Source organism: Erwinia tasmaniensis Et1/99 (assembly GCF_000026185.1).
In the GTDB taxonomy this organism is placed as follows: domain Bacteria; phylum Pseudomonadota; class Gammaproteobacteria; order Enterobacterales; family Enterobacteriaceae; genus Erwinia; species Erwinia tasmaniensis.
Map to the genome: position 1 here is coordinate 3378328 of NC_010694.1, position 22957 is coordinate 3401284.

At 54.9% G+C, this 22957-nt stretch carries 18 protein-coding genes; 12 read left to right on the forward strand and 6 right to left on the reverse strand.

Features of this window, described 5'->3' with window-relative positions:
* A complete protein-coding gene (locus ETA_RS16330) occupies positions 1 to 1608 on the reverse strand; it encodes a TULIP family P47-like protein (protein ID WP_042959172.1) in 1608 nt (535 codons plus the stop codon).
* Positions 1609 to 2523: 915 nt separating this feature from the next.
* Between ETA_RS16330 and ETA_RS16335 the strand changes: the two genes are divergently transcribed.
* Genes ETA_RS16335 through ETA_RS16345 form a run of 3 tightly spaced genes read left to right on the forward strand, consistent with a single transcriptional unit; the run spans position 2524 to position 7735 of the window.
* Positions 2524 to 4077: a pyridoxal phosphate-dependent decarboxylase family protein gene (locus ETA_RS16335; RefSeq protein WP_012442725.1), complete on the forward strand. Its 1554-nt coding sequence runs from the start codon at positions 2524 to 2526 to the stop codon at positions 4075 to 4077.
* A gap of 9 nt (positions 4078 to 4086) precedes the next feature.
* A complete protein-coding gene (locus ETA_RS16340; RefSeq protein ID WP_012442726.1) occupies positions 4087 to 5379 on the forward strand; it encodes a lysine N(6)-hydroxylase/L-ornithine N(5)-oxygenase family protein in 1293 nt (430 codons plus the stop codon).
* A gap of 1 nt (position 5380) precedes the next feature.
* Positions 5381 to 7735, forward strand: a complete 2355-nt coding sequence (locus ETA_RS16345; protein WP_012442727.1) for a GNAT family N-acetyltransferase — start codon at positions 5381 to 5383, stop codon at positions 7733 to 7735.
* A gap of 75 nt (positions 7736 to 7810) precedes the next feature.
* On the opposite strand, the gene ETA_RS16350 is transcribed toward ETA_RS16345, so the two are convergent.
* A complete protein-coding gene (locus ETA_RS16350) occupies positions 7811 to 9928 on the reverse strand; it encodes a TonB-dependent siderophore receptor (RefSeq protein WP_012442728.1) in 2118 nt (705 codons plus the stop codon).
* A 285-nt stretch (positions 9929 to 10213) separates the two neighbouring features.
* Positions 10214 to 10669 (reverse strand): hypothetical protein, encoded by a 456-nt coding sequence (locus tag ETA_RS16355; protein WP_012442729.1) that lies wholly within the window; start codon positions 10667 to 10669, stop codon positions 10214 to 10216.
* 160 nt (positions 10670 to 10829) lie between these two features.
* Here ETA_RS16355 and fecI point away from each other — a divergent pair, with 160 nt between their 5' ends.
* The 9 genes from fecI (at position 10830) to ETA_RS16400 (ending at position 20178) form a co-directional block, all read left to right on the forward strand.
* Complete coding sequence (fecI, locus tag ETA_RS16360; protein WP_012442730.1) at positions 10830 to 11354, forward strand: ferric citrate uptake sigma factor FecI; 525 nt, start codon at positions 10830 to 10832, stop codon at positions 11352 to 11354.
* Positions 11354 to 12325, forward strand: coding sequence for a ferric citrate uptake sigma factor regulator FecR (gene fecR / locus ETA_RS16365; protein ID WP_012442731.1), 972 nt, complete (start codon positions 11354 to 11356; stop codon positions 12323 to 12325). Before fecI ends, fecR begins: the two co-directional genes overlap by 1 nt.
* 94 nt (positions 12326 to 12419) lie before the next feature.
* A complete protein-coding gene (gene fecA / locus ETA_RS16370) occupies positions 12420 to 14783 on the forward strand; it encodes a TonB-dependent Fe(3+) dicitrate receptor FecA (protein ID WP_042959173.1) in 2364 nt (787 codons plus the stop codon).
* 68 nt (positions 14784 to 14851) lie between these two features.
* A complete protein-coding gene (locus ETA_RS16375; RefSeq protein WP_157861853.1) occupies positions 14852 to 15754 on the forward strand; it encodes a Fe(3+) dicitrate ABC transporter substrate-binding protein FecB in 903 nt (300 codons plus the stop codon).
* Positions 15754 to 16743, forward strand: a complete 990-nt coding sequence (gene fecC, locus ETA_RS16380; protein ID WP_012442734.1) for an iron-dicitrate ABC transporter permease FecC — start codon at positions 15754 to 15756, stop codon at positions 16741 to 16743. The genes ETA_RS16375 and fecC overlap by 1 nt, the downstream gene beginning before the upstream one ends.
* Positions 16740 to 17702: a Fe(3+) dicitrate ABC transporter permease subunit FecD gene (fecD, locus tag ETA_RS16385; protein ID WP_012442735.1), complete on the forward strand. Its 963-nt coding sequence runs from the start codon at positions 16740 to 16742 to the stop codon at positions 17700 to 17702. The genes fecC and fecD overlap by 4 nt, the downstream gene beginning before the upstream one ends.
* A 2-nt stretch (positions 17703 to 17704) precedes the next feature.
* Positions 17705 to 18472 carry a Fe(3+) dicitrate ABC transporter ATP-binding protein FecE gene (fecE, locus tag ETA_RS16390; protein WP_012442736.1) on the forward strand — a complete coding sequence of 256 codons (768 nt, stop codon included), beginning with the start codon at positions 17705 to 17707 and terminating at the stop codon, positions 18470 to 18472.
* Between the two features lie 169 nt (positions 18473 to 18641).
* Complete coding sequence (locus tag ETA_RS16395) at positions 18642 to 19022, forward strand: DUF4354 family protein (RefSeq protein ID WP_042959174.1); 381 nt, start codon at positions 18642 to 18644, stop codon at positions 19020 to 19022.
* A 367-nt stretch (positions 19023 to 19389) separates the two neighbouring features.
* A complete protein-coding gene (locus ETA_RS16400; RefSeq protein ID WP_012442738.1) occupies positions 19390 to 20178 on the forward strand; it encodes a glucose 1-dehydrogenase in 789 nt (262 codons plus the stop codon).
* A 69-nt stretch (positions 20179 to 20247) separates the two neighbouring features.
* Here ETA_RS16400 and ETA_RS16405 read toward each other — a convergent pair whose 3' ends face one another.
* The 3 genes from ETA_RS16405 to hchA all read right to left on the reverse strand — a co-directional run bounded on the left by ETA_RS16405 (position 20248) and on the right by hchA (position 22821).
* Complete coding sequence (locus tag ETA_RS16405) at positions 20248 to 20562, reverse strand: ArsR/SmtB family transcription factor (protein ID WP_012442739.1); 315 nt, start codon at positions 20560 to 20562, stop codon at positions 20248 to 20250.
* 15 nt (positions 20563 to 20577) lie between these two features.
* Positions 20578 to 21702: an alkene reductase gene (locus ETA_RS16410; protein WP_012442740.1), complete on the reverse strand. Its 1125-nt coding sequence runs from the start codon at positions 21700 to 21702 to the stop codon at positions 20578 to 20580.
* A 270-nt stretch (positions 21703 to 21972) separates the two neighbouring features.
* Positions 21973 to 22821, reverse strand: coding sequence for a glyoxalase III HchA (gene hchA, locus ETA_RS16415; protein ID WP_012442741.1), 849 nt, complete (start codon positions 22819 to 22821; stop codon positions 21973 to 21975).
* Positions 22822 to 22957 lie beyond the last annotated feature (136 nt).

Consider the following 22957-nt stretch of genomic DNA (forward strand, 5'->3'; position numbering starts at 1 on the left):
TTATTTTAATTCAAGTCCTATAACAAAGCTGTCGGCAAGGGATGCCGATTTCAGCGTCATATTTTCCATATGAGGCCATACGCTGGTGCCGGTTATAATTGAGGCAAAGTGATAAAACGAAGGAACGTCGTCATAATTTGATTTATAAATGGCTTCAGATATTGCGATAGCGCCAGCCGCCGTGCCGGCAATCGCCGCTGTAATCGCCGAGGCCATTTTCACAATATTAAAAATTGTCGGATTTGATACCGCACCGTTAGCGATACTGCGTGCTACCGCCATCGCCTCTGCGGTCACGATCTCGGCCTCAGCAGCATTAACGGAGAACATCACCGCACTTTCCCTCTCTGCTGCAATAAGCGTGGTCGCCGCCCTGGCAGTGATCGCACCATAGGTAACCGTCCCCAATGAAATAACGGCCGCTATCGATGCAATCACGCCCATTGTGATTTCCATCACCTGCATCCACCTGTCAAATTTAACAGAACAGGATACCTGCGCATCCCCCAAACCCTTCTCATCGGGTACAAATACAGGTTCCCCCCTGGCGTTTTTCCCCACCTTATACCTGAAGTTCTGCTCCAGTCCCATGTAGACAGTGACGCCTTCCTGCGGCCGGTAATGAGCACCCTGAAGAGTGATATGAATGTAATCTGACTGCAACGTCAAAATAAATCCGTGTTTGGGAAGGACAGGTGAGACCGTTTTACCCTCGCCAGCATCGAAGTCCTGCCATATCATTTCGCGGGCGTTGGTCAGTGATAATCCGCTATCGCTAATGCGGAAATCGCTTTCTTGAGAATTTTTTATCAGGCCGACTGCGGCTTTCGATAAAATGTGTTTCACAAACATCTCTTTGCTGATCACCAACGCCAGGTTGGCACCAAACTTTTTTACCAATCTAAGCGCTGAAATATCAACAGACTGCTGTAGCTTTCCGGTATCCGTTCTTCCATCGATAAGCGTCAAAATGCCAAATCCCGTCGTCTGGTTATCGAGTGAACTGTTGGCGGCATAGCTATATGCGGAAGGATAAAGCCACTGAAAATCACCGTTTTTAGCGCGCAATCCAATCAGGATAACCGCAAAAATTCGATCAAAGGTGCTCAGGTTTTTTTTAAACCAGCCGCTGAACAATGCGGGCAAAATCAGATCAAGATTATCATTGCCAATCTCCGAGCCGGTGAACTCGCAGCCGGAAACGATGACCTTGTTATCGGGATCTGCGACTAATTGATAACAGCATGTATTTTCCTCAACAATATCATTACCTGACGTCCAGTCGTTGGGTTCTGCGTGTTCTCCTTTGAGCGTCAGCTCAATTTCAACATACGAATTATTTTCTCCGCTGTTAATATCCAGAAATCGCCCCTCATAATTCACCGCACCTTCTGATATTTCACATCTTACATTCATTTTCCCGCCACTGGCATTTTTGGTCAGCCGCCACTCCCCCCACCTGCCATTTATATTTATGATTACTCCCAGGATCGTATCGCTTACAGAAAACTCTTTAGGATAATTTTTTTCATTACTGGTAATTTTATTTATGGTATCAAGATCAGTGATACTGACCACGTCCCACCCACCGGCAGATATATCATCCACGGATACCTCCTCACTATAAATAGTGTGTTTTAGACCTGAGTGTAAATACTTATCGCCGTTAAACTCCATTCTTTAACGTCTCGTCTTGGGAGTCAATCCCGGTCATTTTTTTTCGTTTTTTTAGTGAGCAATAAGTTAAAAAGCGAAAAACCCTCCGGGAAAATAATATATTACCTTCACCCCTCAATTAGATGATTATTATTATCAACCAATACCTTATTGACACCGAATAAATCTGTTGAATAAGTTGATATAATCGGTGGCATGCCTTTTATTTCTACTCAATAAGATAAGGGCCATTTTTTTTTACCTGGTATGATTAAGTCGTAAAAGTAGCGCTTTGCAGAAAATATTTTCTGCAAAAATCTGGCGTGCCGCCTCTGGATTTTAGGGTGAAAATTGTACTGTTTGTGGTCACGCTCTTCATGGCGAGATAACCTTGCTTTCCACAGGTGTATTGACCCTATCTGACGAAACGGATCTCACATTAACAGACGACGTGTGCACCTGACATCTGTGAAAAACCTGCGAACAGGCCCGGTAATGCTGGGTGAACGCCATATTACCCCCCCCCGATATCATCTCTCCGTCATGCAGAGGCGATAGCCTCGTTCCTCTGGCTCAATTCAGTAGCAATGCTTATGACAATTTGTCACAAAAAAATTCATTGAATGATAATCAAATTCATTTAGAATCTCATTTACATTAAGTTCTGTAAAAACGATGTTATAGAACCACAGTTAATGTCGGTATTTTTGGGATTTTGGCAGATAAAAGCGCATTCCTGCATCACCCCGAAGATTTTGTAAAAGCAGAATATTAGCAATATTAAACTGACGTCACGCCGTCTGCGCACGATGCTGTCGCTATCACCTGACAGCAGGGCTCATTGCGCCTTCAATAAAGGAACAGGTTATGGTCTTAGGTTCACACACTTCGCAGGTCACCGAACGGCATCCGGGTTATCGCGCTGGCGATCCTCATGATTTCATCTTCAATGACCACCAGCTGCCTGCATGGGTTCAGCAGTCAGAACAGGTGCTGGCGCTGATAACGGAAACGGTGAAAGGCGTTGAAAAGCCCTTTAGCGGTATTCTTCCTCATGAGCTGGCCAGGGAATTCAGCGGCGTCAATCTCGACCAGCCGCTGGGGAGCAATGAAGCCGCGCTAGAGGAGCTGAAAAAGCTCTATCTGCGTGATGCCGTCTGGTTTCACCATCCCAAATACGTGGCGCATCTGAACTGTCCGGTCGTGCTCCCTTCCCTGTTGGCAGAACAGATTATGGCAACGGTCAACAGCTCGGTAGATACCTGGGATCAGAGCGCCGGCGGTACGTTGATTGAACAGAAGGTGATCGACTGGACGCTCGGTCGTATTGGTTTGCCCGCCGGGGCTGATGGCATCTTTACCAGCGGTGGTACGCAGTCCAACCTGATGGCAATGCTGCTGGCCCGTGACAGCTGGTGCGCGGCGCATCATCAAGGCCATATGATCAAACATCAGGGACTACCTCAGGATGCGGCGAAATGGCGCGTCTTTACCTCAAAGCTCAGCCACTTCAGCATCCAGAAGTCGATGGCCATACTGGGCCTGGGCTACGATGCCGTTATCCCGGTCGACTTCGATGAGCATTACCGCATGGACGCAGCCTGCCTGGAGCAGGAAATTCAGCGCTGCCATCAACAGGGTCTGATCCCGATAGCGGTCGTCGCCACCAGCGGCACCACGGATTTTGGCAGTATCGATCCGCTGGGGGCGATCTCCGATTTGTGCAACCAGCACGGCATGTGGATGCACGTGGATGCCGCCTACGGCTGCGGGCTGCTGGTGTCGGAAAATCACCGCCAGCGCCTTGCCGGTATTGAAAAGGCGGATTCGGTTACCGTGGATTATCACAAGTCGTTCTTCCAGACCGTCAGCTGCGGGGCGTTCTTTGTACGCGACAAGCACAACCTGAGCCATGTCACTCATCACGCCGATTATCTCAACCCGCTTAGCGCGCAGCAGGAAGGGACGCCTAACCTGGTCAATAAAAGTATCCAGACAACGCGGCGTTTTGACGCGCTAAAAATGTGGCTGACGCTGCGCATCTCCGGGCCAACGGCGCTGGGTAATGCCTTTGATGACATTCTGGCGCTGACGCAAACTACCCATCAGTTGCTGAATGCTCATCCGACGATAGAAGTACTGCATGCGCCAGAACTGACCACCCAGATTTTCCGTTATGTGCCCCGCCCAGGCCTGAACGATGAGCAAATAGATGACATCAACGCCAATATCCGTAAAGCCGTGTTTCGATCCGGGAATGCGGTGATTGCCGGCACCAAAGTCAACGGTCGTCAGTATCTGAAATTCACCCTTTTGAACCCCAACACCACCGTGGCTGATATTGAAGACGTGATTGCCCTGATTGTGCATTACGGCCGTGAACAGGCGTGCGGCCCGACGGTCACAACGGCTCATCTGTGAGAACCCGCTATGAATAACGACATCTATGATTTTATTGGTATTGGCATTGGTCCGTTTAATCTGGGCCTTGCCTGTCTGAGCGAACCGGTTGAAGGGCTGAACGGCGTTTTTCTCGATCAGAACCCCGGTTTCGACTGGCACACCGGCATGATGCTGGAAAGCGCACATTTACAAACGCCCTTTATGGCCGATTTAGTCACGCTGGCCGACCCGACCAGCCCCTACAGCCTGCTCAATTATATGAAGCAGAAGGGAAAACTGTACTCATTCTACATCCGTGAAGATTTTTTCCTGATGCGCAAAGAGTACAACCAGTATTGCCAGTGGGCCGCTTCCCAACTCGGTAACCTGCGCTGGAATACCCGGGTAGAATACGTCAGCTACGACGACAGCCTGCAATGTTATCGCGTTCGCTCAACGGATACCGTTAGCGGAAAGCAGCAGGAATGGCTGGCGCATCATCTGATACTGGGCACCGGCCCCAGCGCCTGGAGCCCCGCCTGTAGCGAGCCACATCGCAAACATTTCGTTCATTCCAGCGAATATCTGGTTAACAAAGCGCAATTGCAGCAGAAACGCTCCATCACCGTGCTTGGCAGCGGTCAGAGCGCGGCTGAAATCTATTACGACCTGCTGACGGATATCGATCGCTGCGGCTATCAGCTGAACTGGGTCACCCGCGCTCCCCGTTTTTACCCGCTTGAGTACACCAAACTGACGCTGGAAATGACCTCGCCAGAATGGATCGACTATTTCCACAGCCTGCCCGCGCCGAAGCGCGATGCGCTGAACGCGAGCCAGAAAAATCTCTATAAAGGGATTAACAGCAGCCTGATCAATGAGATTTACGATCTGATGTACGTTAAGCAGCTGGATGGAAAGCTCGACGTCAACCTCTTTACCCATTCGGAGCTGACCGATATGCGTTGGCTGCCGCAGGGTGAATTTGAGCTGATGCTACATCAGCAGGAACAGGACCACGCCTTTACGCGTCGAACGGAGGGACTGGTGATGGCCACGGGCTATCAGTATCGTCCACCGATGTTTATTGAAGGTATCCAGCAGCGAATTCAGTGGGATGAAAAAGGCCGTTACGACGTGCAGCGCAACTACAGCATCGATCGCCATAATCAGGTTTTTGTGCAAAATGCCGAACTGCATACGCACGGCTTTGTGACGCCCGATTTGGGCATGGCCTGCTACCGCAACTCTGTGTTACTGCGCGAAATAACGGGACGAGAGGTGTACCCCGTCGAACGACAGATCGCTTTCCAGACCTTCCCAGCACAATCGGAAATCTGATATGCCAAACTCATCTCTTTACCGTACGGCCCGCCCGGCAGGCCAGTTCACTCTCCGCCCCATGCGCCAGGATGACGCCGCAGTCGTTCACCGCTGGGTCACCCAAGAGTATGCCCGTTTCTGGGGAATGCAGAACGACAGCCTTGAACAGGTCGCCACCTTTTATCAGCAACTGACGGCGGATAATGCCAACGCCGCACTGATTGGCTGCTGTAATGACCAGCCTGTGTTCCTGATGGAGTGTTATAAGGCCAGCGAGGATGACATCGGCAAGTTCTATGCCGCACGGCCGGACGACTACGGCATGCATCTACTGATCGCGCCGGCCACAAAACCGGTGAAACAGTTCAGCTGGCAGGTTTTCTCCGTGGTCATGGACTTTATGTTCAGCCGGCCGGAAGTGAAGCGGGTGGTGGTTGAACCGGACCAACGTAATACAAAAATTCATCGACTGAACAAGCGCGCTGGCTTTCGCTACCAGCACACCATCGATATGGGGCATAAAACCGCCTGGCTGGCCTTTTGCCAGCGTGAAGATTATCAACAGGCCTTACTGAAGGAATCGCTGAATATGAATGAGACCAATTTGCTGCTGACGGGTGCACATCTGAGCGGCGATCGCTGGGATCGGGCCAATCGCCTGCTGATCCGCAAAGCCATCGCCGAATTTGCGCATGAGATGATCGTAACGCCAGCTGAATTGGGCAACGGCCGCTGCTCGCTTGCCGTGCCGGGCACGGAGACTGAATACCAGTTTAGCGCCGCTCGCCTGGCGCTGGATCACTGGGAGATCGACGCGGATTCGCTGGCCAAACATGAAAACGGTCATCCCCAGCCGCTGGACGCCTTACAATTTATCTCTGAATTCAATGAGGTCATCGGTATTCCACAGACGCTGCTGGCGACCTATATGGAAGAGATCAGCAGCACGCTGTGCAGCAGCGTATTTAAGCTACAGAAGGATAACCCGGACAGCCAGGCGCTGGTGAACGCAGATTTTCAAACCGTTGAATCCTCAATGACCGAGGGCCACCCGTGCTTTGTGGCAAACAATGGTCGTATTGGCTTCGACGCCCGTGACTATCTGGCCTATGCGCCGGAGGCCGCCACGCCGGTTAACCTGATCTGGGTTGCCGTGCACCGGCGCAATGCGCATTTCTCCAGCCTAAGCGATCTCCAGTACGAGCGCCTGATGCGTGAAGAGCTGGGGCAGTCTACGGTTGAGCAGTTTACTGCGCAGCTGACAGAGAAAGGGCTTATCAGCGGCGATTACATTTTTATGCCGGTTCACCCCTGGCAGTGGCAGAACAAACTGCTGACGGTCTTTGCGGCGGATATCGCTAATAACGATATTGTCTGGCTCGGCGTCGGTGACGATAACTATCAGGCACAGCAGTCTATTCGCACCTTCTTCAACCGCAGCCATCCCGGTAAACGCTATGTTAAAACCGCGCTGTCGGTGCTGAATATGGGCTTTATGCGCGGTCTTTCTCCCTACTATATGGCGACCACACCGGCGATTAACGAATGGCTGCAAGAGCTGGTTGCCGGGGATGAGTGGCTACAGCGCTGCGACTTCCGCATTCTGCGCGAGGTGGCGGCGGTGGGTTACCATAACCGCCACTATGAAAAAGCTATCAAGGGTGATTCCGCTTACAAGAAAATGTTTGCCGCGCTGTGGCGTGACAATCCGGTTGCCGAGCTGAAGTCCGGCCAGCGCCTGATGACCATGGCCTCATTCCTGCACGTCGATCATCATCAGAAAGCCCTGCTGCCGGCGCTGATTGCCGACTCCGGGCTTGCCGCTGAAAAGTGGGTGGATCGCTATCTGACCTGTTACCTCAGCCCGCTGCTGCACTGCTTCTATCAGCACGACCTGGTGTTTATGCCGCACGGTGAAAACCTGATCCTGCTGCTGGAGAACAACGTGCCGGTCAGCGTCTATATGAAAGACATCGGCGAAGAAATTGCGGTAATGAACCCGGATGCGGTGCTGCCGGAAAAAGTGCAGCGCCTGGCGGTGGACGTGCCGGAAAACCTCAAGCTGCTGTCGATCTTTACCGACGTCTTTGACTGCATTTTCCGCTTTATCAGCGCCATTCTGCACCAGTCCGGCACGCTGCCTGAAGAGCAGTTCTGGCAGGCGGTCACGCGCTGCGTGAAGGAATATCAGCAGGCTCATCCACATCTGGCCAGCAAGTTTTCCCGTTACGATATGTTCACGCCAGAGTTCACCCGCTCCTGCCTTAACCGCCTGCAATTGGCCAACAACCAGCAGATGATCAACCTGTCCGATCCGGCTGAAAACCTGAAATTTGCAGGAACCCTGGTTAACCCGATCGCCCGCTGGCGCTAACGCCCTCCTTCTTCAGGATAAAAAAAAGCACGACCGCTTAAACGCTCGTGCTTTTTTGCGCGTAGAAAGCGCGGGTTAGAAATCGTAACCGACGGTAGCCATCACCGTACGTTCAGCACCCCAGTAGCAGTACCCGGTGCCATAGCAGGCAGCAACGTAGTCACGGCCGGTCAGGTTATTGGCATTCACCTGCACAAAGGCCCCTTTCAGGCTGCTGTTCCATGCGCCCAGATCGGCGCGCACCGAAGCGTCCAGTAGCGTCACCGACGCCAGCCGCGTGGTGTTGGCATTATCCGCCCACTGCTTACCGATGTAACGCACCCCGGTCCCTACGCTAAGGCCATAGTCAAACTGGTATTTCGCCCAGACTGAGGCCATCGAGTTTGGCGTCACGTAAGGCGTATGGCCATCGTTACCGTCAATGGCATCCTTATAGCGCACGCGGTTCAGCGTGTAGTTCGCAATAGTGCTAAGCCGTGGCGTCAGCTGATTATGCGCTTCCAGCTCAATACCCTGTGAATGTACTTTTCCGGCAGGATCATAATAAGAACCGACAACAACACGGTTACCGACATCTTTCTGCGTCAGATCGTAGACGGCGACGGAATACAGGTCTGAAGTGCCGACAGGCTGATATTTCACCCCGGCCTCGTACTGCTCAGAGGTGGTCGGTTTCAGCACATTGCCATCCTGTCCTGGAAGAGACTGCGGCGTAATCGCCTGGCTGTAGCTGGCATAAGGGGAAATACCGTTGTCAAACGCATACAGCAGGGCCGCGCGGCCGCCGATGTGATCGTCCTGACGACGGAATTTGGTCCCTGCATCAATGTTATCGGTCTGGGAAACGATGCGATCGTAGCGCCCGGAGAGATCCAGGTGCCATTTATCCCACGTCATTTCGTCCTGTAGATAAACCCCGGTCTGGTAGTAACGGCGCTGCGACCTTTCGAAGGTATAATTGCCATTATTGCCAACCGCCTGGCCGGTGAGGGCATTGAGCTGGCTGGCAATACCACTGGCATCACTCAGGTCGTTTTTGTACTGGTGATATTCGGCCCCCAGCACCACTTTGTGACCCACTTCAGCGGTGGCGAAATCGGCCTCCAGCTGGTTATCGATAGCAAAGGTATCCAGCGACGATCGCGATCCTGAATAGTAACGATTCAACAGATCGGGGTTCTTTTTGTCCCAGCCAATCTGATACACCTGATCAAGATCGACGTTAGAGTGCGAATAGCTGGCGTTGGAGCGAACCGCCCAGGTCTCGTTAAAGCGATGGGAGAATTGAGCGCTATAAATTTGCTCCCGGCGCTTGAATTGATCCAGCGAGCTGTCGCCGTCATAAAAGCCGGTACTCAGCTTTCTGCCGTCGTGCGCGGTAATGCTGCCCTCACCCGGCACCGCACTGTGGTAACCGCCGGAAGGATCTTTTTGCAGGTAGGCTCGCAGCAGCAGTGACGTATCCTCGTCCGGCTGCCACAGCAGAGACGGGGAAATCGCGTATTTCTCTTCGCGGGTATGATCGTACTGGGTATCACTGTTACGCGTAATACCCGTCAGGCGAAACGCCCATTGATCGTTAATCGCATTGGTATAATCAAACGCGGCACCGCTGGTGTTATTGCTGCCGCCCGTGAGGCGGAAATGGCCTTCCGGGGTAAACTGCGGACGTTTAGAGGTTTCCATTACCAGCCCACCCGGTACGGTCTGACCATACAAAGCGGACGAAGGGCCTTTGATCACGTCGATCCGGTCGAGGAACCAGGGATCGACCTGCAACACATTGTAGCTGCCCGGATCGCTCATCAGGCGCAGGCCATCGAGGAATATGTTGTCGACGTCACCGCCGTGGAACCCGCGCAGCGAAACCGTATCATAACGCGTGGCCGCGCCGGCGAAATTGGTGAAGGCTCCGGCGGTATAGTTCAGCGCCTGGTTGACGTCCATCGCCCCCTGATCTTCCATCTGCTGACGAGTGACCACGGAAATTGACTGCCCGGTCGTGATCAGCGGGCGATCCGTCTTGGTCGCGCCATTGCTGACCTTCGCCGTATAGCCTTCAGTCGGTGTGCTGGAGGTTTCTTCAGGTTTCGCGGTAACCACCAGCGTGTCTGCAGCATAGCTGATACCCGGCGTAGCAAGTGCTATGCCGCAGAGCAGCACAGAACGCTTGAGGCTGAAAGGCATTCTCATTTCAATTCCCTTACAAAAATTGGACTCGTTACTCTTGTTTCGCGGATGGATCCAGAGCAGAAAGGCACGCGCAATCGGAATGTAACCAATTTCGCTATGTAAATGAGAATTATTATCTTTTTTTGTATCGTTTTTCAAGCGATAAGATTATTTATCTTAAATAATAATAGGGATGTAAAAACCAAGGGTAATCAGCGGTTTTCTGCATTCAGCGCCGACGTGAAGCCGGGAAAATAAAGGGGACGGTGGTTTTCACGCCTCGACACATGCGCCGTTTAGCCATAATCAAAAGCGGAAAAGACCGGTATCTTTGACTTCAACGCCCGGACTCGCCTTTTTCACGGCGGCAAGGAAATCAAGGAAGTGACGATTAAAAAACGTCAGGTTATGAATCAGCCTTATCTCTTTTTCTGCCCCCTGTAGGCGGTAACGTACTGACCACACTCTTCGATTGTTTATTCTGGTGTTTTCCGGCCTGACTCTGACGATATCGAACAGTGCAACCTTAAGAATTTCCTTTTTTTTTCGTACCTGAATGAGAGATTCGTCATCGAAAAAATAATCGTCGCTGTAAATACCCAGGCTACTGAAGAAAAATGGCCTGGTGGATATTTTTTTCATGCCTTCATTTTCAAGATCGGACGCCTTATCGCCGCGACACCAATAATAAAGAAACCAGATCGTCAGGGGGGCCATCAAGATTGCCAGCAGATTTGAAAGCCAAGAGTGAGCTTCGTGCATTGCAAATCATTCCATTATTGATTAAGGATTTTAAGCCAATCATACCGGGCATGCCCGGCATCGGACAACGCTGGAAAGTGGCTCTCCAACCCAATTGAAATGAAAACCATTATCATTTATCCTCGGTTGGTAAATTTTCCGCCATAAAGTGTAACCTCCTATGTCAACCAGTGTGATGCAGCCCCCTGTAGACAGCTTTTCCACACTCTACCAGACGCACCACCGCTGGCTGAAGTCATGGCTACAGCATAAGCTCGGCTCGACATCGGACGCGGAAGACCTGGCACAGGATACCTTTATGCGCGTGCTGCTTGGCGGCAGCGCCACGGAGATCCGTGAACCTAAATCGTTTCTCTGCACCCTGGCCCGGCGGGTGATGGTGGACTTCTGGCGCCGCAATGCGTTGGAGCAGGCGTGGAAAGACGTTCTGGAGAAGCTGCCGGAACAGCAGCTGCCGTCACCGGAAATACAGCACCTGCTGCTGGAAACCCTGCAACAGATTGACGCCATGCTCAACGGGTTGGGTGACAAGGTACGCTGCGCCTTTTTACTCTCCCAGCTGGAGGGGCTGACCTACGCGCAGATAGCCGTGCAGCTGGGCGTGTCGGTGAGTTCGGTGAAAAAATATATGGCGAAAGCGACGGAACACTGCCTGCTGTTCCGTCTGCTGCAAGAGCTGGAATAATGAGCGCCAGGATCACTGAACAGCAGCGTCAGGCGCTGAAAATGGCGGCCAGCTGGTTTGCCACCCTGTGCGCCGGTGACGCCACGTCACAGCAGCATGCCCGCTGGCAGCAGTGGCATCAGCAGCATGAAGTGCATCGCTGGGCCTGGCAGCGGGTAGAATCTCTGCAAAGCCAGCTGCAAAAAATGCCGGAAGATATAGGTTACCGCGCATTGAATCAGGCGCATCTGCACGCTCAGCAGACCCGGCGGCGTGTGCTGAAAAGCATGCTGCTACTGCTGGGCGTCGGCGGCAGCTGGCAGCTGTGGCGTTCCCCAACCGCGGTTGGCCTGCGCGCTGACTATCACACCACGACCGGTGAAACGCTGCGCCTGACGCTACAGGACGGGTCAACGCTGATGCTCAACACCGCCAGCGCCGTGCAGGTGAGTTACAGCAACAGCCAGCGGCTGATCCGTTTAATGCAGGGCGAAATTGCCATTACCACCGCCCCCGATGCACAGGCCCGGCCATTTCTGGTCGCCACCGGCCAGGGCATGCTGCGCGCGCTGGGTACCGAGTTTAGCGTGCGTCAGTGGGAAGAAATGAGCGGGCTGGCGGTGCAACAGCACGCGGTGGAAGTGACGTTAAACGACCGCCCCAGCGAACCATACAGGGTGGATCAGGGGCAGATGCTGCGCTTTAGCCAGCATCATTTCGAACCGGTAAAGCCGCTGAATGACACCAGCTTTAGCTGGACCCAGGGGGTACTGAGCGTCAGCAACCGTCGGCTGGCCGAGGTACTCGACGAGGTGGGCCGCTATCGTCCCGGACGGTTGGATTGTGCTGATGATGCGGCTGACCTGCGCGTTAGCGGAACCTGGCCGTTGCAGGATACCGACCGCCTGCTGGCGGTTTTAGCCCAGACGTTACCTATCCAAATCCACACCTTTAGTCGTTACTGGGTTCGCGTCAGCAAAAAAAATAAATAAAAATGATAAAAGTTCTCATTGCGATTATCCCTTTTCACCTCCTCATTCGACTTCTTAGACAGAGAACATAAACATCCTGTAAATGGAGATCGTCATGTCTGATTCCCGCGCACGTCTGCCGCGCGTTTTTAACAAAACAGCACCTTTGGCTTTGGCTATGCACTGCACATTTGTACTGCCCGTCCTGTTTACCCCGGCCCTGGCGGCGGCGGTGAGCCAGAACGCGGTGGCCAACTACCGGATCGCGCCCGGCGATCTGGACAGTGCGCTCAATCAGTTTGCCACCGCCTCCGGCATCGCCCTTTCGGTCGATGCCTCTGTCACCCAGGGCAAAACCAGCCCAGGCTTGAACGGTAACTACCCGATCGACCAGGGACTGAACGCCCTGCTTAGTGGCAGTGGGCTACAGGCGAAATCACTGGGAAACAATGCGTTTACGCTGGAGAAGCTGCCGGCCGCCACCGATACTGATACGCTGACGGTAGTGGGCGACTGGCTGGCCGATGCGCGGGAAAACGATGTCTTCGAGCATGCCGGTGCACGCGACGTGCTGCGCCGGGAAGATTTTATCAAAACCGGTGCCACTAACGCGCGTGAGGCGCTAAACCGCATTCCCGGCGTAAACGCGCCGGAAAATAACGGTACCGGCAGCCATGATATGGCAATGAACTTTGGTATTCGCGGCCTGAACCCGCGTCTTGCCAGCCGCTCTACCGTTCTGATGGACGGTATTCCGGTGCCGTTTGCGCCATACGGCCAGCCACAGCTGTCCCTTGCCCCGGTGTCATTAGGCAATATGGAAGCGATAGACGTGGTGCGCGGCGGCGGCGCGGTACGCTATGGGCCGCAAAGCGTTGGCGGCGTGGTCAATTTTGTCACCCGCGCCATCCCGAAGGATTTTGCGATTGAGGCGGGGATGGAGGGGTTACTGTCCCCTCCTTCCAGCCAGAACGATCCCAAAGGCAGCGGCAACCTGCTGATTGGTGGCACCGCTGACAACGGTCTCGGCGCTGCGCTGCTTTACTCCGGCACACGCGGCAGCGACTGGCGCGAACACAGCTCGACAAAAATCGATGATGTGATGCTGAAAACCCGCTACGCGCCGAACGAGGTGCACACCTTCAGCAGCTTACTGCAGTATTATGAAGGTCGTGCGCAGATGCCGGGTGGCCTGTCGCGGGCGAAATATGATGCCGACCGCTTCCAGTCAACCCGCCCTTATGATGAGTTCTGGGGCCGTCGCCAGCTGGCCAGTTTTGGCTATCAGTTCCAGCCTGATACCCAGCACAAATTCAATATTCTGACTTTCTACACCAACACGTTACGCAGCGGGTATCTGGATCAGGGCAAAAACCTGACCCTTTCACCGCGCGAATACTGGGTGCGTGGCGTCGAACCGCGCTACAGTCAGAGCTTCACCTGGGGAGAAACCGCTCACGAGGTCGGCGTCGGTTACCGCTATGTCAGTGAGTCTACCCACGAGCTGCGCTATACCAGTAAGGCCAGCAGCGGCAGATTGCCAACCGGCAACAGCCCGTACGATCGTGATACGCAGTCCGGCACCGAGGCTCACGCCTGGTACATTGACGACCGTATCGACGTGGGCAACTGGACGCTGACGCCAGGCATGCGCTATGAGCATATTCAGTCTTACCAGAACAACTTTATTAAGGGTGAAAAGCAGGAAATTGGCTACAACGCCCCGCTGCCCGCGCTCAACGTGCTCTACCATCTGAATGACGAATGGAATCTGTATGCCAATACCGAAGGCTCCTTCGGCACCGTGCAGTACAGCCAGATAGGTAAAGCGGTCAGCAGCGGCAGCGTGGAGCCGGAAAAAGCACGTACCTGGGAACTGGGTACCCGATTTGATAATCAGGTACTTCAGGCCGAAGCCGGGCTGTTCTTAATCAACTTCAGCAACCAGTATGACTCCAATCAGGTCACCGACAGCGTGACGGCACGCGGAAAAACCCGTCATACCGGGCTGGAGAGCAAGGTGCGCTACGATCTTGGAGATTTCTCCCCAGCGCTTGAGAACCTGTCGGTTTCAGCCAGCTATGCCTACGTCAATGCGGTTATCCGCGAACAGGGCGACTACCACGGCAACCAGGTGCCGTTCTCACCGAAACACAAAGGCACGGTGGGCATGGATTATCGCACCGGCAGCTGGACCCTTAATCTTAACGGTGAATACCAGTCGTCGCAGTTCGCCGACAACGCCAATACCGTTAAGGAAAGCGCCGATGGCAGTACCGGCCGCATTCCGGGCTTTATGCTGTGGGGCGCACGCGCTAACTACGATTTCGGGCCGCAGTATGCCAACCTGAATATGGCCGTTGGCGTGAAAAACCTCTTCGACCATGAGTACTTCACCCGCGCCTACGACGACAACAACAAAGGGATCTATGCCGGGCAGCCGCGCACGGTTTACCTGCAAGGCTCACTGAAGTTCTGATATCTTACGTGCTTGCGGGCTGCCTCTGGCGGCCCGCTTTGCTGTTTTTATCACCTGGAGGGATCATGTTGACACGTTTTATCCTCGTCCTGCTTAGCGTTCTGCTGCCGGGGCTTTCCATCGCGCAGGCGGTGACCGTTCAGGACAGTAACGGAAGCTTTACTCTCGAACATCCACCGGCCCGCGTTGTGGTGCTGGAACTCTCCTTTGTCGATGCGCTGGCCGCCGTCGGCGTCAGTCCGACGGGCGTAGCGGACGACAATGACCCGAAACGCGTTCTGCCTGCCGTACGCGAACATCTTAAGCCGTGGCAATCGGTCGGCACCCGCGCCCAGCCCTCACTGGAAACGATTGCCGCGTTAAAACCGGATCTGATTATTGCCGACAGCGCACGCCACCAGGGCATTTATCGCCAGCTGTCCAGCATTGCTCCGACCCTGATGCTGAAATCACGCAATGAAACTTACGCAGAAAACCTGCAATCGGCGGCGATAATAGGCAAAGTGCTGGGAAAAGACACGGAAATGCAGCAGCGCCTGGCCCTGCACCACCAGCGGATGGAGCAATTTTCCAGCCAGCTGCCCAAGGGGGTGAAGGTGGTGTTTGGCACCTCGCGCGAACAGCAGTTCAACCTGCACAGCAGCGCATCCTATACCGGCAGCGTGCTGACGGCGCTGGGCATGGCGGTGTCTGCGCCGATCAATCAGGCAGAACTCTCCAATATCAGCCTTGAGCAGCTGCTGGCGATCAACCCTGACTGGCTGATCGTGGCCCACTACCGGCAGCAAAGCATCATACGCGACTGGCAGCAGGACCCACTTTGGCAGATGCTGACGGCGGCGCAGCATAACCAGGTGGCGGCGGTTGACAGCAACAGCTGGGCGCGGATGCGCGGGATATTTGCCGCCGAGCAGATTGCATCAGACCTGGTGGCCATCATTCATCATCGGCCTCTGACGCCCGCACAATGATGTCCGGCCGACCGCTTATCGCCTGGAGTTTGCCGCTGGTCCTGCTGGCCGGGGTATTCTGGCTGTCACTGTTCAGCTGGTCGCAGGTGCCGATAGCGCCCTGGCAGGCACTATCAGCCATGCTGCCGGGCAAAGTGAACGATCTGCCGCAGGCGCTGGTGGTCAATTTGCGCCTGCCGCGTAGCCTGGTGGCGATGCTGCTGGGCGCCAGCCTGGCGGTAGCGGGCTGTCTGCTGCAAACGCTGACCCGCAATCCGCTGGCTTCCCCCTCTCTGCTGGGCATCAATGCCGGAGCGTCACTGGCGATGGTTATCGCCAGCGCCTTCAACCCCAGCTGGGTGTCCGGGTACAGCATCGCGCTGCTGGCGGCGCTGGGTGGCGGCCTGAGCTGGGGTATTGTGATGCTGCTCGGCAGGGGGTGGGATGCCGGCGACCGCAGCCGCCTTATTCTCGGCGGAGTGGCGGTGTCAGCCCTGTGCGCGGCGCTGACGCGCGCCATTCTGCTGCTGGCGGAAGATCATGCCTGGGGCATACTTCACTGGCTGGCCGGGGGAGTCTCGCATGTCCGCTGGCGTGAATTCTGGCAGCTGCTGCCCTTCAGCGCCCTGCTGCTCCCGCTGGCCTGGCTGTTCGCCAGCCGTCTGAATCTGTTACAGCTCAGTGACGACAGCGCCCGCACCCTCGGTATTCGCCTGGGGCAGCTGCGCCTGCTGGTCAACCTGCTGGTGGTGCTGCTGGTGGGCAGCTGTGTCAGCGTGGCCGGGCCGGTGGCCTTTCTTGGCCTGCTGGTGCCGCATATGGCTCGCGCCTGGATCGGTAACGATCTGCGTCTCGCGCTGCCGATCGCCATGCTGTTTGGTGCCCTGCTGATGCTGCTGGCCGACCTGCTGGCGCGCGCGGTCGCCTTTCCAGCCGACCTGCCCGCCGGAGCACTGCTGGCGCTGATCGGCGCGCCCTGCTTTATCTGGCTGGTCAGGAGGCGTACGTGAAGAAACCTGCCCTGACGCTGACCATCCTGCTGGCGCTGGTAATGATAGTGATGCTGCTTTCGGTACGCTACGGCAGTGAAACGCTGAGCTTCGCCGACCTTCAGCGGGCGTTACGGCCTGGTGACAGTCACTATTTCGCTCTGATGGAGTACCGCCTGCCGCGCATCCTGCTGGCACTGTTGGTCGGGGCCGCGCTGGCGCTCTCCGGCGTGCTGGTACAGGGAGTGGTGCGTAATCCGCTGGCTTCACCGGAGATCCTCGGCGTTAATCATGCCGCCGGGCTGATGTCGATCGGTACCCTGATGCTGTTCCCCGCGCTGCCGGTCATGTGGCTACCGCTGCTGGCCTTTATCGGCGCGGTGCTGGCGTTTGCCGTGCTACGGCTGGCGGCGGGCAGCAGCACCCCCCTGCGCCTGGCGCTACTCGGCGTGGCCTTAACCGCGTTATATGCCAGCGTTACCGATTATTTAATGTTGTCACATCCGCTGGAGATCAATCAGGCGCTGATGTGGCTCACCGGCAGTCTTTGGGGCCGTGGCTGGGCATTTGTTTATGTCGCCCTGCCGTGGCTGTTACTGCTGTTACCACTCGGTATGTTACTCTGCCGTCGGCTGGATCTGCTGGTGCTGGGAGAAGAGCAGGCCGCCACTCTCGGCGTTAACGTGCGCAGAACCCAGCGGCTTACCCTGCTGCTGGCGCTGGCGCTGGCGGCCGGCAGCGTCGCGGTCTGTGGCCCGCTAAGCTTTATTGGCCTGCTGGCACCGCATCTTACCCGCCGCCTGGTGGGCGGTCGCCATCACTGGCTGATCCCCGGCGCGATGCTGGTGGGCGCCCTGCTGCTGCTGCTGGCCGACCTGCTGGCGCGTACCCTGCATCCCCCGCTGGAGCTTCCCGCCGGGATACTGACGGCCTGTATCGGTGCGCCCTACTTTTTCTGGCTTTTAATGAGAACCCGCTAATGATGCCACTGATCCTGAAAGAGTTGAGCGCCGGATATGCGAATAAATCCGTTCTGCACTCTCTCTCCCTGGCGCTGCCAGCAGGGCGTATCACCGCGTTGCTCGGCCCCAACGGCTGCGGTAAATCGACGCTGCTGCGCTGCTGCGCCCGGCTGCTGACCCCGCAGCACGGAAAAGTCATGTCGGGAGATAAGGATCTGGCCGCGTTGTCAGCCCGCCAGCTGGGCCAGCGCCTGGCGCTACTGCCGCAGCAGCATTTAGCACCGGAAGGCGTCAGTGTGCAGGAGCTGGTAGGCTATGGCCGCAGTCCGTGGCTGAATCTGTTTGGCCGCATGGGCACGCGGGATCGCCAGCTGGTTCAGTCCGCGATGGAAGAAACGCAGATCGCCCAGCTGGCTAACCGACGGGTGTGCGAACTCTCCGGCGGCCAGCGGCAGCGGGCCTTTCTTGCCATGGCGCTGGCGCAGGACACGCCGCTGCTGCTGCTTGATGAGCCAACCACCTGGCTGGACATCAATCATCAAATCGAGCTGATGTCGCTGCTGCGTATACGACAGCAGCAGGGAAAAACCGTGGTTGCGGTGTTACACGATCTGAATCAGGCCAGCCGTTACTGCGACTATCTGGTTCTGATGTCCGCAGGGCAGGTGGTGGCCAGCGGCACGCCTGAGCAGGTGATGACTCCCGCGCTGCTGCAACAGGTTTTCTCAATCAGAGCAGAGATCCACCCGGACCCGGTTTCAGGACGCCCGATGTGCGTGGTGCTGTAGGCACGACGCCTGCCGTTTCCCCGGCACCTGAACCACGCTGCGCTTTTCTGTGAAATGATAAACACTGGCTATACTGATCGGGGTTGAGTTTGCAAAGACAGTATTATTTCGCCAGGCTGTTTCTGTCGGGAACATTAAGTAAAATCTCAAACCAGAAAAGGGAATAAATATGAAGCGTTTTATTATGGCGGCGTCTGTTACCGTAGCGGGTTTCTGCAGTGTCGCGCATGCGGCCGTGCCTGATAATGCAGCCGTGTATGCGACAGAACACTCTAAGGGATCAATGTCAATTGCCGGCAAAGATGTCTACACAAAAACCTTTGAAGTGATGGTGGCCAACCTGGCTGATAAAGAGTTCGATTTATCAACCCTCTGTCTGAAAGCGGTTGCCCCGGATCACCAGGAGTTTAAGCTGGATACGGTTGATGAAAAGCTCACCACGGGCAAGGTGAAAAAAGGTCAATCGGTCAAAGGTATTGCTGTATTCGCTTCAGATAACGCGGCCGTTCAGCAGACTGCACTAGTTAAATTAACGGACGACTGCAAATAACAGATTCAGCCAGCGTCACGTCAGGCTTTGGTGGTCAGGAAACAGGCTCTTAGCGGGCCGTTCCCTGACCACGATACATCCTTTCAGATCCCCGCCAGGCCAAGCCTCCTGCCGATACGTTTTAAGATATATCTCACCACAGCGCGGCCACGAACTTGCGCATACAAAGATCTGTTGCTAGTTTTTTAAGGGCATTCCTTGTCTTGCAGGAAGCAACAATTGCGGGCGTCATCGTCATTCTGGTGGCCAAAAAGCGTACGTTTTCGCCTGCCAGTGACGAATGTTGCGTTATCGGATAATAACAAATGAAGCGGCTGTTAGAACGGTGATGCTTCATTTTAGTTAAAAATGCACTCGGGGAAAAAATATGTTTACAGATCTTCAGGGAAAAGTGGCAGCGGTAACGGGCTCCTCCAGAGGAATAGGCGCAGCACTGGTTACCCGCTTAGTTGAAGAAGGGATGAATGTCGTCATTAATTACCATTCAAACAAAGAAGAAGCGCAGGAATTAGCCGATAAGTTGAACGGCCTGAAATCAGGCAAAGCCATCATATTTGGTGGTGATATCAGTGACGAAAACATCGCCCATAACTTCGTTCATACTGCCATAGATCGTTTCGGCAAGCTGGATTTGCTGATTAATAATGCCGGAATTGAAATTCAAAGCCCGGCGCACAAAATAACCCTGGATGACTGGCGCAAGGTGATTGACGTCAATCTAACCAGCTATTTTCTCACCGCCCGCTCCGCGCTTAACTACTTTTTAGAAAACGACATCAAGGGCAACATTATTAACGTCTCGTCCGTACACGAGATTATTCCCTGGCCGACTTTCGTCAGCTATGCCGCCAGCAAAGGCGGTGTGCGCATGCTGACTCAATCTCTTGCCCTGGAATATGCTGAAAAAGGCATCCGGGTTAATGCTATCGGGCCGGGCGCTATCAATACGCCGATGAACCAGGAGAAAATGGGCGATGAGGCGCTGCGCCTGGAGCTGGAAGAGCTTATCCCGATGAAATATGTCGCTGAACCAGAGATCGTTGCCAATGTTGCCGCCTGGCTGGCCTCCGATCAGTCTGCATACATTACCGGGCAAACCATTTTCGTTGATGGCGGAATGACGCTGTATCCCTCATTCCAGGGCGGAAAGGGCTAATTCCTGACTGAAGTGGCCAGAGACCGGCCACTTCACTTCTTCAGCCACGGTATGCCGGCGCATGAGCGGTCACAGATCGTCCAGGCACCTGGTGACCGTCGAGGTGATCTCACGGATGCGCGGCTCGCTGCGACGATAATAAGTCCATTTGCCGACCTTGCTGGCTTCCAGCAGCCCCGCCTCATAAAGCACCTTAAGACAAAGTGACGTGGCGGGCTGGGATAACCCAGCCTTGTCCTGGATCAGGCTGGCACACACGCCATAACGCTCAAAATCATACAGCTGACTGTATCCGGCAAAGGATTCTGCCGGGTTTTTAAGCCACTTCAGTACCGCCATCCTCGTTGGATTAGCCAGTATTTTTATGGCGTTTTCTGGTGACATGCCGCCTCACAAACGTCAGGAACGATAAACCGGGTAGTCAGTATACCCTTTAGCCGTTCCGCCATACAGCGACGAGGCGTCAACAGCATTGAGCGGCAATCCCTGCTGTAACCGGGTCGGCAGATCCGGGTTGGCGATAAAGGTTCTGCCAAAGCCAAACAAATCCCCCCAGCCCTTCAGGAAAACATGCTCCGCTTTTTCACGGGTATAGCGGCCGGAATACATAATCGGCGCCTGAAATGCGGCGCGCAGCTCGCGACGAAAATCGTCGGGCAGATCGGGGCTGTTATCCCAGTCGGCTTCAGCAATAGAAAGGTAGCCGATTGCCATCTCATCGAGCATGTTCGCCGCCGCGATGTAGGTCGTATGCGGATCGTCTTCCACCAGGCCGAGATAGACGCGTTCTTCATCGGTGCTGGTAAACAGCGGAGCAAAACGCACCCCAACCCGCTGGCTGCCGAAAACGGCGCTGACCGCAGCAACAATTTCCCGCAGAAAGCGCAGCCGGTTCGCCAGCGAACCGCCGTATTCGTCGCTGCGGAAATTGGTATGTTGAGAAATAAACTGGTTGATCAGATAGCCATTTGCCGCGTGCAGCTCCACGCCATCAAAACCCGCTGCTTTCGCATTGACGGCGGCCTGGCGATAAAGCCCGACGATCTCTTTCACTTCTGCCGTGGAAAGGGCGCGTGGGGTTTCCGGGGCGGTAAGGATGCCCTCACCCGGTCCGGTTTCGATAAAGACCCGCACGCCGGTTGCGGCTACCGCGGAGGGTGCGACCGGCGGCCGTTTCTCCGGCTGGAGCTCGCTGTGTGAAACCCGCCCGACATGCCACAACTGGCAGAATATCACCCCGCCTTCCTGGTGTACGGCATCGGTCACTTTATTCCAGCCGGAGAGCTGCTCCTCACTGTGAATGCCCGGCGTCCAGGCATAGCCCTGGCCACGGGGTTCGATTTGGGTCCCTTCGGTTACCATAAATCCCGCGCCGGTACGCTGACGGTAATACTCGACCATCATCTCACCCGGAATATTGCCCGGCTGTTCGCTGCGGCAACGCGTGAGGGGAGGAAGAGCAATCCGGTTACGCAAGGCCAGATCGCCAATGTTCAGCGGACTAAAAAGAGTATTGTGTTTCATAAAAGCGCTTCTCTTAAGGTCAAAATGTGGCTGACATTATATTTATAAATTTAAATATGTAAATGTGATTATTTGCCCGTGGAGTATTCCCAAGCGAATATTCATAGGTCGCACAGGGCAGAAGGAGGTAAATTACTCCTCTGAATTCTTTTCAAATCATTATCTTAAACACGACCCCGGCCAGCGAGGAAACGGCCCGTTTATCGGCTGTCTCTCCGCTGGCAGGCGCGGGTCATTTTCGGCTTCAGGATCGGCCGAAACCTTTAGCGGCTAGCTGAACTCTTTCAAAAGGGCATTCGCTGCCAGTTTGCCCAGCGCGTTGGCGGCAAACGGACTGTCTCCGGTTAACACTTTGCGGTCCTGATGGACGGCACCGGATATATCATTATTGACCAAGGTAAGGCCCATCTCTTTCAGCCGCTCACCGAAGAACCAGGTAAGGTGGCCGGGCATGTAGCCGATATCCGGCGTCTGCTTATCCGCGCTGTCAGGGAAGGCGCACACGGCGTAGCCTTTTAACGGGTTTTCCCCCTTGCTGACGGACAGGAAGGCGGCTGGTCCGTGACAGAGTGAAATAAGGTATTTATCCTGATCCAGGGTCCAGCGGATCGCGGCGGCAACATCTTCACTTTCCGGCAGGCCGATTAAAGCGCCATGCCCACCCGGAATAAATACGCCGGCATAGTCACCGTCCGCGCCGAGATTTTTCACCACGTCAGACAGTTTCAGCGGCTGACGGAAGCTCGCCAGGTAGTCATCAAATAATCCGGTAATCGCTTTGTCATCAACCGGCATCGCCCAGTGTTCAAATTTGACCATTTCGCCGGAAAGCGTGGCGATATCAAACTGAAATCCGGCTTTATGCAGATGGTACATCGGCAGCAACGTTTCAACCGGATGATTGCCGGTTGAGAACAGCTTGTCGCCGCTGACCGGGAGATAGCGTTCGTCTGCGGCTATCACCAGAATCTTTTTGTTGCCACGGTATGGGTTGGGATAATCCGCCCCTGCCAGGTCGGATACGCGGCTGGTGAACTGATCCAGTGAATAAGCCGAGGGGAAGAAAGCATTATGCTCTGCGGCATCGGGCTGTGGTTTTTTACTTAATTCAGTGCTCATGAAAGGCTCCGTTGCGTCGATATCCAGAACGTAAAGCGTAACCGATGATGCTGAATTTAGCGAAAAACCCGCTACGTCCACCGACGGTGATCGCAACCCGCGTAACATGTCACGCCGGGAAAAGGGGAACTCAACG